Below are 11,999 nucleotides of genomic sequence, written 5' to 3'. Positions count from 1 at the left end.
CGGCCAGTACCTGAACTCAGGAGAGCGATCACCGTGCAGCTCGTCGTCGGCAAGATCGGCCGCGCCCACGGCATCAAGGGGGACGTCAGCGTCGAAGTCCGGACCGACGAGCCGGAGCTGCGGCTCGGCCCCGGGGCGGTCGTGCTCACCGACCCGGCGTCGACCGGCCCGCTGACCGTCGAGTCCGGCAAGGTCCACAGCGGCCGGCTGCTGCTGCGCTTCGCGGGGGTCAACGACCGCAACGCGGCCGAGGCCCTGCGGGGGACCATCCTGATCTCCGAGGTCGACCCGGAGGAGCGTCCGGACGATCCGGAGGAGTTCTACGACCACCAGCTGATCGGGCTCGACGTCGTCCTGTTGGACGGCACGCCCGTGGGCGAGCTGACCGAGGTCGTGCACCTGCCCTACCAGGACCTGCTCACCGTGGAGAAGGCCGACGGCACCGAAGTGCTGGTGCCGTTCGTCACGAGGATCGTGCCGACCATCGACCTCGAGAACCAGCGCGTGGTCATCGACCCGCCCCCGGGGCTCATCGACGCGGCGGACGCCGTGGTCGTGAACGACGAATCCGAGGCGGAGGCGGTCGTCGAGGACGCGGACGCGGTCGTCGAGGACGCGGCTGCCGAGGGCGAGGACGTCGCGGGCGGGGCTGTCACGGGCGAGAGCGCCGGGGGCGACGTATGACGTCGCCGCAGGGTGTCGGCAGTCCCGATGCCCCGGCCGGACTCGGACCCGGATCCGGGGTGGGCGCCGGGGCCGACGACGAAGCGCGAATCGGCGACACCGTTGGCACCGCCGTGGACGCGGGAGCCGGAGCCGGAGCCGGAGCCGGAGCCGGAGCTGAAGCCGCGGTCGTCCGTCCGGTGGTTCCGTCCGGCGGTTCCGTCCGGCACGGGATGCGGATCGACGTCGTCACGATCTTCCCCGAGTACCTTGAGCCCCTGAACGTCTCGCTCGTGGGCAAGGCCCGCGCGCGCGGACAGCTCGACGTCCACGTGCACGACCTGCGCAGTTGGACGACCGACGTGCACCGCACCGTGGACGACACCCCGTACGGGGGTGGCCCCGGCATGGTGATGAAGCCCGAGCCGTGGGCGGCGGCGCTGGACGCGGTGACAGGCGCCGGACAGGAAGGCGCGGTGCCCACCCTGGTGGTGCCGACGCCGAGCGGCCGCCCCTTCACCCAGGAGCTGGCGCAGGAACTCGCGGCGCTGCCCTGGCTCGCCTTCGCGCCCGCCCGGTACGAGGGCATCGACCGACGGGTGATCGAGGAGGCCGCCACACGGATGCCGGTCGTCGAGGCCTCGATCGGTGACTACGTGCTGGCCGGTGGCGAGGTCGCCGTGCTGGTGATGGTCGAGGCCGTCGCCCGACTGCTTCCCGGCGTGCTGGGCAATGCCGAGTCCCACCGGGACGACTCGTTCGCCCCCGGAGCCATGGCTGACCTGCTGGAGGGGCCCGTCTACACCAAGCCCGCCGAGTGGCGTGGCCGGGCGGTGCCGGAGGTGCTGCTCAGCGGTAACCACGGCAAGATCGCCCGCTGGCGGCGTGAGCAGGCCTTCGGTCGTACCCTGGCGAACCGTCCCGACCTCGTGGAGCGCTGGAAGTACGAGGGGTTCGACAAGAAGGACCGGGAGGCTCTCAGCATCCTCGGTCTGGCCTGGGACGAGCGGCTCGGCCGATTTCGGTCCCTGGCCGATGATGTGGAAGAATAGGCGGCTGTTGTCTGTCGCTGGACTGCTCACGTAGGAGTCAGCTGGACCGGTGCCCCCGCCACGGGGGGATCACCGCCAACCCGTGCGGCCCGCAACACACCCCATTGTGACGAACTTCCGTGGGCGGCCCGTGGCGCCTGCGATGGAGAGCAACATGAGCAACAAGCTCGCTGCTGTCGACGCGGCCTCGCTGCGTTCCGACATCCCCGCGTTCCGCGCCGGTGACACCCTGAAGGTTCACGTCCGGGTCATCGAGGGCAACCGCTCCCGTGTCCAGATCTTCCAGGGCGTCGTCATCCGTCGTCACGGCTCCGGCATCGGTGAGACCTTCACCGTCCGCAAGGTGAGCTTCAACGTCGGCGTGGAGCGTACCTTCCCGGTGCACACCCCGGTCGTCGAGAAGATCGAGGTCGTGACCCGCGGTGCGGTCCGCCGCGCCAAGCTGTACTACCTCCGTGACCTGCGCGGCAAGGCCGCGAAGATCAAGGAGAAGCGCGACCGCTGATCCGCTGACCCCCTGGCCTGGCCGAGGGGTCGGTACGCTCGACGGGGCCGGCATGCCGCAAGGTAAGCTCAGCCCCCGATGAGCACGTACGAACCAATCGCGGACCGCGACGGCAGTTCCGTACCCAAGGGTGCGGACAGGCCGTCGCGGTCCGCGGCTGTTTCCGAACCGGGCCCCGCCGCCGAGGTGACCCGGGCGACCGACGGCAGGGTGACCGCGCACCCCCGTCCCGCCGCGCAATCGGATGCCGCGGTCGTCGCGGAACTTGCCACGAGCGCGAACCCCGGGCCGGAGTGCCGGGCGGCGAGCTCGGACATCTCCGACGCCGATGCCGATGCCGATGTCGACGCCACCGACGCGGGCCGTGATCGAGCTCGTGAATGCGACGGCGACGGCGAGGGCGGACACGGACGTCGGTGGCTGCGGGACCTTCTTCGGCTGGCAGGCGTCTGCCTGCTGGCGCTGCTGCTCGTGAACGCCTTTGTGGCGCGGCCGTTCGCCGTCCCCTCCGGGTCGATGGAGAACACCCTGCGCCCGGGCGACCGTCTGGTGGTCGACAAGCTGGCGTACGCCTTCGGCGGGCACGTCCGGCGTGGCGACGTCGTGGTGTTCGACGGCACCGGTTCCTTCCTTCCCCAGTCGTCCGAGCCGACCGGGATCGGCCCGAGCCTGCGTGCTCTCGGAGAGGATCTCGGCCTGGCCCCGGCCGGTGACACGGTCTACGTGAAGCGTGTGATCGGGGTGGGCGGGGATCGGGTGACCAGCCCTGGCCCGGGTGGGCCGCTCACGGTCAACGGCGTCCCGCTCGACGAGTCGGCCTATCTCCAGGCCGGTGACGCTCCCTCCAGCGTGGCGTTCGACATCGTGGTGCCGGCCGGCAAGTTGTGGGTGATGGGTGACCACCGGAGCGTCTCCCGCGACTCGCGTGACCATCTCGGTGAGCCGGGCGGCGGTTTCGTGCCCGAGCACAAGGTGATCGGCCGGGCCGACTGGGTCGTCTTCCCCGTCGGCCACTGGACCGGCCTGGACCGCCCGGCGATCTTCGCCGCGCCAGGGAGGACAGGTGGCCATGGGGACGAGGGGTAGGGCGAAGGCGCCCGGTCGCCGCTCCGACGGGCCCGCGGCCACACCGGCTCCGCCTTCGGGGAGGGACGACGGCCGGTCCGCGACCGTCGGGAGGGTCGACGAGTCGGGCTCGGAGGAGAACCGCCTCATATCCGGCGCCGTGGGCTCCGTCGTCGACGGCGACATCGGCATCAGCACGGTCGGCGATGTCCGTACCGGCGGTGGCAGGGGCGATGGTGGCAGGCCGACGGGGCTCGTTGCGACCGCTGTTGTGGCCGACGTGGCCCTGGACGTCGCCACCGACGCCGCGGGGGGCAAGGCGGTCACCGAGGTGGGGGCGGCCGGGCGTGGGCGGGCCGAGCGCAGGCGCAGCGCGCAGCGTGCCGCCCGTCGGCGCAGGCGATCGTTCCTGCGGGAGTTCCCTCTGATCCTCGTGGTCGCGCTGCTGGTCGCGCTGGTGATGAAGACCTTCCTCGTGCAGGTCTTCGTGATCCCCTCCGGTTCGATGGAGCAGACCATCCAGATCGGTGACCGAGTGCTGGTGGACAAGCTCACTCCGTGGTTCGGCAGCGAGCCGAAACGTGGCGATGTGGTGGTTTTCAAGGATCCCGGCGGCTGGTTGGAGAGCGAGCACAAGGCCTCCACCGATGGGCCGGTCATGCACGGGGTCAAGACGGTCTTCACCTATGTCGGACTGCTGCCCTCGGACAACGAGCAGGACCTGATCAAGCGGGTCATCGGAGTCGGCGGCGACACGGTGGAGTGCTGTGACGATCAGGGACGGATCAGCGTCAACGGCACACCTGTCGACGAGCCGTATCTCGCCGAGGGAAACGTGCCCTCCCGGCAGCCCTTCAAGGTGCAGGTGCCGCAGGGGCGCTTGTGGGTGATGGGGGACCACCGGGACGTCTCCGCCGACTCGCGCTTCCACATGGGAAACCCGGGACAGGGCACGATCCCGTTGGGCAATGTGGTGGGGCGTGCGTTCGTGATCGCCTGGCCGATGAAGCGCTTTCATCAACTGGACGAGCCTGCTTCACTCTCCTCGTTGCCGTCGCCGGGGGTGGCGCTGGGCGCCGTGCCGTATTCGTTGGGGGTCAGGCCGGTTCCGACGGAACCTCCGCTCGTTATGGGTGTGTTGGGCTTCCTCCCGCTCATCGTCCGTCGTCGGTCGGTGACGACGGGATAGGGCCCTCCCGTCCGGTGGCCGTCGAGGCCGGCGTGTGGGATCGCGGACCGGACGCCTGGGAGTGATAGAGAAGTGCTGGGGTAACCGGTACGAGGTACTGATCACCCCTGCGGCCGTGTCGGTGCCGGGTGTGCTCCGGCGAGCAGTCCCGGTGTGGTTGACAGTCAGGTTGTTGAGCGTGGTGCCCGCTGTGCGGCACTGGTGAGAGCGGACGCACGAGCGTCCGCACAGCTGGGAGGAGATGTCGTGGGGGATTTGGTGATCGGCGCACGTTCAGGCGCCGGAGAGCCCGAGGGCGCCGGCGGCCGGACGTCCCGGTCTGCCGAGTCGGCGGAGTCCTCGGACTCCGTCGAGAACACCGCGGCAAAGTCGGCCGAGGACCGGAACAGCGCGGACGACGTTCCGGCGACCGCCGCCGACGAGGAGGGAGAGGCGGGAACCTCCGGCTCGGAACGCAAGCAGCGGTCCTTCTGGAAGGAACTGCCGATCCTGGTCGGGATCGCGCTGATCCTGGCACTGGTGATCAAGACGTTCTTCGTCCAGGCGTTCTCCATCCCGTCCGAGTCGATGCAGAACACTCTGCAGGTCGGCGACCGCGTGCTGGTGGACAAGTTGACGCCCTGGTTCGGAGCGGAGCCCGAGCGGGGCGACGTCGTGGTCTTCCACGACCCGGGCGGCTGGCTGAACGACGAGCCTTCCCAGCAGAGCAACAACTCCTTCGTCAGAGGCGTCCAGGACGTGCTGAGTTTCGTCGGTCTGATGCCGTCGGCGAATGAGAAGGACCTGATCAAGCGGGTCATCGCGGTGGGCGGCGACACCGTGGAGTGCGAGGGCGAGGGGCCGGTCAAGGTCAATGGCATCGCACTCGACGAGCCCTACGTCTTCCCGGGCAACACTCCGTGTGGCACCAAGCAGTTCGGACCGGTCCACGTGCCCGACGGCCGGATCTGGGTGATGGGCGACCACCGGGCCGACTCGTTGGACTCCCGCTACCACATGGACCAGCCCGGTGGCGGCACCGTCCCGGTCAGCGATGTGGTGGGTCGGGCGTTCGTGGTGGCCTGGCCGCTCAACCACTGGGCGACGCTGCCGGTGCCGGACACCTTCGACCAGAAGGGTCTGGCGGCGGCCGCGCCCTTCGCCCCGCCGGTCGCCGGCGTGGCCGGAGCGGTCGGTCTGCTGCCGCTGGTCCGCTGGGCGAGGCGGCGGAACAACGCCTGACGGCGGCGTCCTGCTGCATCCTGATCGGCTCCTTCCCTAGTGTGGGTGCGGTTCTGGATGCGGGACTGGGGAGGCTTCGGGTCTTGCGCGGGCCGTGGTACCGACGAGTAATCTGCTCGGACGTGCCACGGCCCGTCGGCATTCGTGCCCCCGGCCACGGCCCGCCCGTAGGTCCCCCAGGGTTGGACGGTATCCATGAGCAATGTCGCGGAGAAGGCGGACCAGGCTGCCGGCCGACCGGTACGTGCCGCCCGGCCCGGGCGGCGGCCGAGCTCGATCGTGCAGGGGGTGGCGATCGGGCTGGGGCTGGTACTGATGCTCGGAGGATTCGCCCTGATCGCGGTGGACTACCGCCCCTACCGGATCCCGTCCGCCTCGATGACGCCGACCCTGCAGATCGGCGACACGGTGCTCGCCCGGAAGGCCGACGGGGGCACCGTCGGTCGTGGGGACGTGGTGGTCTTCCGTGACCAGGCATGGGGCGGAGAGCTGATGGTCAAGCGGGTGGTCGCGGTCGGCGGCGACACCGTCGCGTGCTGCGGCGACGGGAATCGGCTGTCGGTCAACGGCGAGGCCGTCGACGAGCCGTACCTGACGAAGGACGGTGTCCAGGGCGCGGCGTTCAGCGTGCAGGTGCCGGCCGGCCGCCTGTTCATGCTCGGGGACAACCGCATGAACTCGCTGGACTCCCGTACCCACGTGGAGGTGGCGGGCGGGAGCGTCCCGGCCACGGACGTGGTCGCCCGCGTCGAGGCGACGATCCAGCCTTTCGGCAGGCTGGGGATGCTCGGGCGGCCGGGATCGTTCGATGCCGTCGGCGGGCCGGGGGCGAGCGCTCCGGGGCCCTTGGAGCCGGCCGCCTACGCCACGGTCGTCGGGGCGGGGCTGATCGTGCTGACGTGTGCCGTGAGCGGAGTGGCAGGATGGGCGGGGCGGGTCGGACGCCGACGGAGCAAGGCCGGAACAGCGGCCTGACCCCGGGGCTGAACTGCTTCGAAGCTGTGGGACGGGATCGGACGGTGTCCGGCCCGGCGCGGTCGGAGCGAGTGCGGTCCGAGCAGGCCCGGACGGGAACGGCCGCCGCGGTGCGATGCCGGTGGGCCGGGCGGATCGGACGGGAGGCACGGTGATGGCGATCGAGCGGCGCAGAGCGGCTCGGGTGCTCCTGCTGGACGAACGGGAGCGCCTTCTGCTGCTGCGCGGTTTCGACCCGGCCCTCCCGGACGTCATGTGGTGGATCACCCCGGGAGGAGGCCTGGAGCCGGGGGAGAGCGTGCGCGAGGCCGCGCTGCGGGAGATCGCCGAGGAGACGGGCCTGAGATCCGTGGCTCTGGGGCCGGAGGTGGCGTACGGCACGGTGTCGTTCTCCTTTCGGGGACAGGCATTCGAACAGGACCAGCGCTTTCTGCTGGCACGCACGGCCGCTTGCGAGGTCGACCTTCCCGGCACGGCCGCAGAGGAACACGCCCTGCTGCTGGAGGCGCGCTGGTGGACCGTGGCCGAGCTTCGGCAGACCGGGGAGACCGTCTACCCGGTCGGACTTGCGGGGTTCCTGGAGCAGCTGTTGGCCGATGGGCCACCAGTCACTCCGGTACGGCTCTGACGGCGGGTGCCGTGGTCCACAATGGGTGCACTGACGAGCTGAGGGGACGCCTGAATGAGTGCCGAGGATCTCGAAAAGTACGAGACCGAGATGGAGCTCAAGCTCTACCGGGAGTACCGGGACGTAGTCGGCCTGTTCAAGTACGTGATCGAGACGGAACGGCGTTTCTACCTCACGAACGACTACGAGCTGCAGGTTCACTCGCTCCAGGGCGAGGTCTTCTTCGAGGTGTCGATGGCTGATGCCTGGGTCTGGGACATGTACCGGCCGGCCCGGTTCGTCCGCAAGGTCAGGGTGCTGACGTTCAAGGACGTCAACATCGAGGAGCTGGCGAAGAGCGATCTGGAGTTGCCCTCGGACGATTCGGGCTTCGGAAACTGACGGTGGACCGCGCCTGCTCCGTTGTCCAGAGATGACCGGATACCTCACTCCTGCGGGTGACACCAGTTATCCACAGCCCCGGGTTATCCACAGGAAATCGGCTGTGCCTGGTCACTTCCCGGGCCGCACGGCAGCCTCCGTGACCGGAGGTGATCACTGTGCCCGACTCGGAACAGAGCACAGAGCCGCGTACGCAGAAGCGTCCGCGGCAGACCGCACGGAGGAGCGCGACGCGGGGTCCGGGCGGTAGCCCGGCGCGGGCCGCCGGCGCGGCCGGAACGAAGGCATCCGACCGGCGTGCGGACGAGGCACTCGCCGAGAGATCGCCGGGAGTGGCGCGGGCGAGCGATCCCGGGGAGCCCCGCAGCGGACCGGCGGAGCCGGCACGTGCGGACGGCCGGGACAGGGACGCACCGGCCGGGCGATCCCGCCCACCGCTCAGGCGCGGCACGAACGCGCTGGGTCGTTACGGTGAGGAGGTCGCCGCCCGTCGGCTGAGCGCGGACGGACTGCGCATTCTGGAACGGAACTGGCGCTGCGTCGAGGGCGAGCTGGACATCGTCGCCCTCGACGGCGAGACGCTGGCCGTCTGCGAGGTGAAGACCCGTTCCGAACGGAGCTTCCAGCAGCCCAGTGAAGCGATCGACACGACCAAGGCGGAGCGCCTGCGAAGACTGGCCGAGCGGTGGCTCAGCGAGCGCTGGCCCCTCCACTTCGCCCTGCTGGCCGAGGGGATCGGCGGGCCCGAGACGGCAACCGAGGACCCGCTCTGGCCCACCCCGGCGCCGCCGGGCGGGGTGCGCATCGATCTGGTGGCCGTCATCAACCGGATCAAGGGCGCTGCCTCCGTCGATCACCTCCGAGGGGCGGTATGACGTGGCATTCGCCCGTACCTGCTCGGTGGCACTGATGGGGGTCGACGGCGTCGTGGTCGAGGTCCAGGCGGACCTCGAGCCCGGAGTCGCCGCGTTCAGTCTGGTCGGGCTGCCCGACAAGGCGCTCTCCGAGGCCCGGGACCGGGTCCGGGCCGCGGTCGTGAACAGTGGTGAGACCTGGCCCCAGCGCAAGCTGACGGTCGGATTGAGTCCGGCATCGGTGCCCAAGAGCGGTAGCGGCTTCGACCTGGCCGTGGCCTGCGCCGTGCTCGCGGCGGCAGAGCGGCTGGATCCGTCCGCCATCGCCGAACTCCTGATCATCGGCGAGCTGGGTCTGGACGGACGGGTGCGGCCGGTGCGGGGGGTGCTGCCGTCCGTCCTCGCCGCGGCCGAAGCCGGCTATCGGCAGGTGGTCGTGGCCGAGCAGACCGCCGCCGAAGCGGCGCTGGTGCCCGGGGTCTCGGTCATCGGAGTTCGGAGCCTTCGCCAACTGATCGCCGTCCTCACCGACGCACCGGTGCCGGAGGAGCCCTCCGACACGGTCAACGGACGGCCCGACCCGCTCCTGGCCGGTCTGATGCTGCCCGGCGCGGGTGTACGTGGCCTGGCCGGGCGGGAGAACTCGCAGGTGGATCTCGCCGACGTCGCCGGCCAGTACGAGGCGCGCCGCGCGTTGGAGATCGCCGCGGCGGGAGGCCACCACCTCTACCTCAAAGGCCCGCCCGGAGCGGGAAAGACCATGCTGGCCGAGCGGCTGCCGGCGCTGCTCCCACCCCTGACCCGGGCCGAGGCCCTGGAAGTCACCGCTGTGCACTCCGTCGCGGGTCTCCTGCCGCCCGGACGGCCACTGATCGCAGGGCCGCCGTACTGCGCCCCGCACCACTCGACAACGATGCCCGCGATCGTCGGTGGGGGCAGTGGGCTCCCCCGCCCGGGCGCGGTCTCATTGGCCCACCGCGGAGTGCTCTTCCTGGACGAGGCTCCCGAGTTTCCGGTGCGTGTGCTGGACGCCCTGCGCCAGCCGCTGGAGTCGGGCGAGGTGGTGATCGCCCGATCGGCCGGCTCGCTCAGGCTCCCCGCCCGGTTCCTGCTCTGTCTCGCGGCGAACCCCTGCCCCTGCGGGCGCCACTCGCAGCGCGGTGGGGGCTGCGAGTGCACACCGGCCATGGTGAACCGCTACCAGGGACGGCTGTCGGGCCCACTGCTGGATCGGGTGGATCTCCAGGTCGAGGTGGCTCCGGTGACCCGGGCGGAGCTGATGGAGCGCGACACCACGGCCGAGAGCACCGCGACCGTGGCAGCTCGGGTACGGGAGGCCCGGGAGCGGGCAGCCGTGCGCCTGAGCGACACGCCGTGGCGGACCAACGCCGAGGTGCCCGGCCATCAGCTGCGCACGCGGTGGGGACTCGCGCCGGGTGCCATGACGGACGTCTCCCACCAGCTGGAGCGCGGCCTGCTCACCGCCCGTGGCCTGGACCGGGTGCTGCGGGTCGCCTGGACGGTGGCCGATCTGGCGGGCCGGGACCGCCCCGACCAACGCGATCTCCGCACGGCCCTCGTCCTGCGTACCGGAGTGGCGCACGGCCCGGCCACGCGGGGGTGAGCGGCCCTCCCAATGACCCAGAAGGGATGTGCGGGCCGCCTGCCGCACCCCCCGGCACATCCGTGAGGCGATGGCGGCGCGCGCCGGCGAGCCGTTGGTTGGGCACGTCTCCCAATCCGACCTCAACGCACGAGGCGTTCCGACGGAACACCACCGACAGGAGATCAACCATGGAGGTGACGGTGGATCGCACGACGTACACGGTGCAGCAGGACCCGCCCCCGGGATCGGAGATGCCGGGGCTGGGAACTCGGAAGCCCCGAACTCCGCACCCGAGGACGGCTCCGGGAGCGGGAGCCCAACCACCGGGAGCCCCGCTACCGGGAGCCCTACCGCCGAGAGCCGTTTCGCGCGGCGTCCCGTCCCGCGGCGCCGCGGAGATCGCGCCCCGGGACGCCGCCACCTCGGAGGATCCGAGCCGCGAACGCCTTGCCCGGGCGGCGCTCAGCAGGCTCACGGAGCCCGGCGACGCGGTCATCGGCCGGTGGCTTCTCCAGTGCGAAGCCACCACCGTCGTGCGCAGCCTCCGGGAGGGCGCTGCTCCCGGCGACGCCGGTACCGATCTCGATCTGGAGCCGGGACGGCTGGCCGCCTACCGCGCACGGCTCGCCGACCTCGACCCCGAGGCGGACCTGGAACGGGTACAGGAGCGGGGTGGACGCTTCATCATTCCGGGGGACACGGAGTGGCCCAGCCAGCTCGACGACCTGGGCCCCGGCCGCCCCGTCGGGCTCTGGCTCCGGGGCACCGGCTCGCTGCGTCTCCTGGCCCTCCGGTCGGTAGCGGTGGTCGGCGCCCGCGCCTGCACCGCGTACGGAGCGCACGTCGCCGGGGAGCTGGGCGCACAGCTGGCCGAGCGGGGCTGGGTGGTGGTCTCGGGAGCGGCGTACGGGATCGATGCCGCCGCCCATCGGGGCGCTCTCGCGGTCGGGGGCATGACCATGGGGGTGCTCGCCTGCGGAGTGGACGTCGCCTATCCGGCGGGGCACACGGAGCTGATCCGTCGCATCTCGGAGCAGGGGCTGCTGCTGAGCGAGCTGCCGCCCGGGCAGCACCCCAACAGATTCCGGTTCGTGCTGCGCAACCGGGTCATCGCCGCGCTGACCCGGGGCACGGTGGTGGTCGAAGCCGCTGTGCGCAGCGGGGCGCTCAGTACGGCGCGGCGCGCCCGGGATCTCAACCGGCACGTCATGGGCGTCGCCGGCCCGGTGACGTCGGAGCTGTCCGCCGGAGTGCACGCGCTGATCCGCAGCGGAGCGGCGACCCTGGTCACGGATGCGGCGGAGATCGGCGAACTGATCGGCGCCATGGGCGACGATCTCGCGCCGCGGCGCGCCGGGCCGGTCCTTTCGCGGGATCTCCTGGAACCGGCGGTGGCGCGCGTGCTCGAGGCGGTGCCCGCGTGCGCGGACGGCGCACCGGTGGAACGACTGGCCAGGCAGTCCGGACTGCCGCCGGACGAGGTCCTGCAACGGCTCTACGAGCTCGGCTCGTTGGGATTCGTCGAGCGTGCCGGGGCGCATTGGCGGGTCGTTCGGAAGGGGTGACGCGCGCGGCCAAATCCGAGCGCTGCCGGCGGCTGCCGCGCGCCCCCTGTGGGCGGGTCGAAGGCCACCGGATCGGGGGACGACCGAGTGGCGGTAGCGCATTGCAGCGAGTCGGTCACGCTACGCTCCCTATGGCTTCCCTATCAGCACACGACTCGGCAGAACGGCGCAGACCAACGTATGCCCACACACATTCCCGGACACAGGGTGACCGGTAGCGGTCGGTCCTCGGGGGGGCCGAGGACCGAGACGCGCTCCGTGGCGGACGTCCAGCAGAAGGCACTGGGCGGGATGG

General features: G+C 71.2%; 12 protein-coding genes. All 12 read left to right on the top strand.

The window, feature by feature from the left end:
• Window positions 1–33 precede the first annotated feature (33 nt).
• The 12 genes from rimM (at window position 34) to dprA (ending at window position 11,704) form a co-directional block, all read left to right on the top strand.
• Window positions 34–684 carry a ribosome maturation factor RimM gene (gene rimM / locus OG823_RS11450; protein ID WP_371479368.1) on the top strand — a complete coding sequence of 217 codons (651 nt, stop codon included), beginning with the start codon at window positions 34–36 and terminating at the stop codon, window positions 682–684.
• 212 nt (window positions 685–896) lie between these two features.
• Window positions 897–1,715, top strand: a complete 819-nt coding sequence (gene trmD / locus OG823_RS11445) for a tRNA (guanosine(37)-N1)-methyltransferase TrmD (RefSeq protein WP_371479367.1) — start codon at window positions 897–899, stop codon at window positions 1,713–1,715.
• Between the two features lie 154 nt (window positions 1,716–1,869).
• Complete coding sequence (gene rplS / locus OG823_RS11440) at window positions 1,870–2,220, top strand: 50S ribosomal protein L19 (RefSeq protein ID WP_073925982.1); 351 nt, start codon at window positions 1,870–1,872, stop codon at window positions 2,218–2,220.
• Between the two features lie 315 nt (window positions 2,221–2,535).
• Complete coding sequence (gene lepB, locus OG823_RS11435; RefSeq protein ID WP_371484432.1) at window positions 2,536–3,306, top strand: signal peptidase I; 771 nt, start codon at window positions 2,536–2,538, stop codon at window positions 3,304–3,306.
• Between the two features lie 139 nt (window positions 3,307–3,445).
• Window positions 3,446–4,474, top strand: coding sequence for a signal peptidase I (gene lepB, locus OG823_RS11430; protein WP_371479366.1), 1,029 nt, complete (start codon window positions 3,446–3,448; stop codon window positions 4,472–4,474).
• Between the two features lie 246 nt (window positions 4,475–4,720).
• The gene (gene lepB / locus OG823_RS11425; RefSeq protein WP_371479365.1) at window positions 4,721–5,695 is read left to right on the top strand and encodes a signal peptidase I; all 975 of its coding nucleotides are present in this window, start codon (window positions 4,721–4,723) and stop codon (window positions 5,693–5,695) included.
• 195 nt (window positions 5,696–5,890) lie between these two features.
• Entirely contained in the window at window positions 5,891–6,670 is a 780-nt protein-coding gene (gene lepB, locus OG823_RS11420; RefSeq protein WP_371479364.1) for a signal peptidase I, read from the top strand.
• A gap of 154 nt (window positions 6,671–6,824) precedes the next feature.
• Complete coding sequence (locus OG823_RS11415) at window positions 6,825–7,298, top strand: NUDIX hydrolase (protein ID WP_371479363.1); 474 nt, start codon at window positions 6,825–6,827, stop codon at window positions 7,296–7,298.
• Between the two features lie 54 nt (window positions 7,299–7,352).
• On the top strand, window positions 7,353–7,679 hold the full coding sequence (locus tag OG823_RS11410) for a DUF2469 domain-containing protein (RefSeq protein WP_190213000.1): 327 nt from the start codon (window positions 7,353–7,355) through the stop codon (window positions 7,677–7,679).
• 332 nt (window positions 7,680–8,011) lie between these two features.
• Window positions 8,012–8,554, top strand: a complete 543-nt coding sequence (locus tag OG823_RS11405; RefSeq protein ID WP_371479362.1) for a YraN family protein — start codon at window positions 8,012–8,014, stop codon at window positions 8,552–8,554.
• Between the two features lies 1 nt (window position 8,555).
• The gene (locus OG823_RS11400; RefSeq protein WP_371479361.1) at window positions 8,556–10,157 is read left to right on the top strand and encodes a YifB family Mg chelatase-like AAA ATPase; all 1,602 of its coding nucleotides are present in this window, start codon (window positions 8,556–8,558) and stop codon (window positions 10,155–10,157) included.
• Window positions 10,158–10,390: 233 nt separating this feature from the next.
• Complete coding sequence (gene dprA, locus OG823_RS11395) at window positions 10,391–11,704, top strand: DNA-processing protein DprA (RefSeq protein WP_371484431.1); 1,314 nt, start codon at window positions 10,391–10,393, stop codon at window positions 11,702–11,704.
• Window positions 11,705–11,999 lie beyond the last annotated feature (295 nt).

It is taken from the genome of Kitasatospora sp. NBC_00315, from assembly GCF_041435095.1.
GTDB lineage: Bacteria > Actinomycetota > Actinomycetes > Streptomycetales > Streptomycetaceae > Kitasatospora.
This window is presented reverse-complemented; position numbering and strand designations above follow the sequence as displayed.

Excerpts from the sequence above, each read along its gene's own strand:
- trmD (WP_371479367.1), top strand. The coding sequence starts at position 897 with ATGCGGATCGACGTCGTCACGATCTTCCCCGAGTACCTTGAGCCCCTG.
- rplS (WP_073925982.1), top strand. The coding sequence starts at position 1,870 with ATGAGCAACAAGCTCGCTGCTGTCGACGCGGCCTCGCTGCGTTCCGAC.
- lepB (WP_371479364.1), top strand. The coding sequence starts at position 5,891 with ATGAGCAATGTCGCGGAGAAGGCGGACCAGGCTGCCGGCCGACCGGTA.
- OG823_RS11415 (WP_371479363.1), top strand. The coding sequence starts at position 6,825 with ATGGCGATCGAGCGGCGCAGAGCGGCTCGGGTGCTCCTGCTGGACGAA.
- OG823_RS11410 (WP_190213000.1), top strand. The coding sequence starts at position 7,353 with ATGAGTGCCGAGGATCTCGAAAAGTACGAGACCGAGATGGAGCTCAAG.
- dprA (WP_371484431.1), top strand. The coding sequence starts at position 10,391 with ATGCCGGGGCTGGGAACTCGGAAGCCCCGAACTCCGCACCCGAGGACG.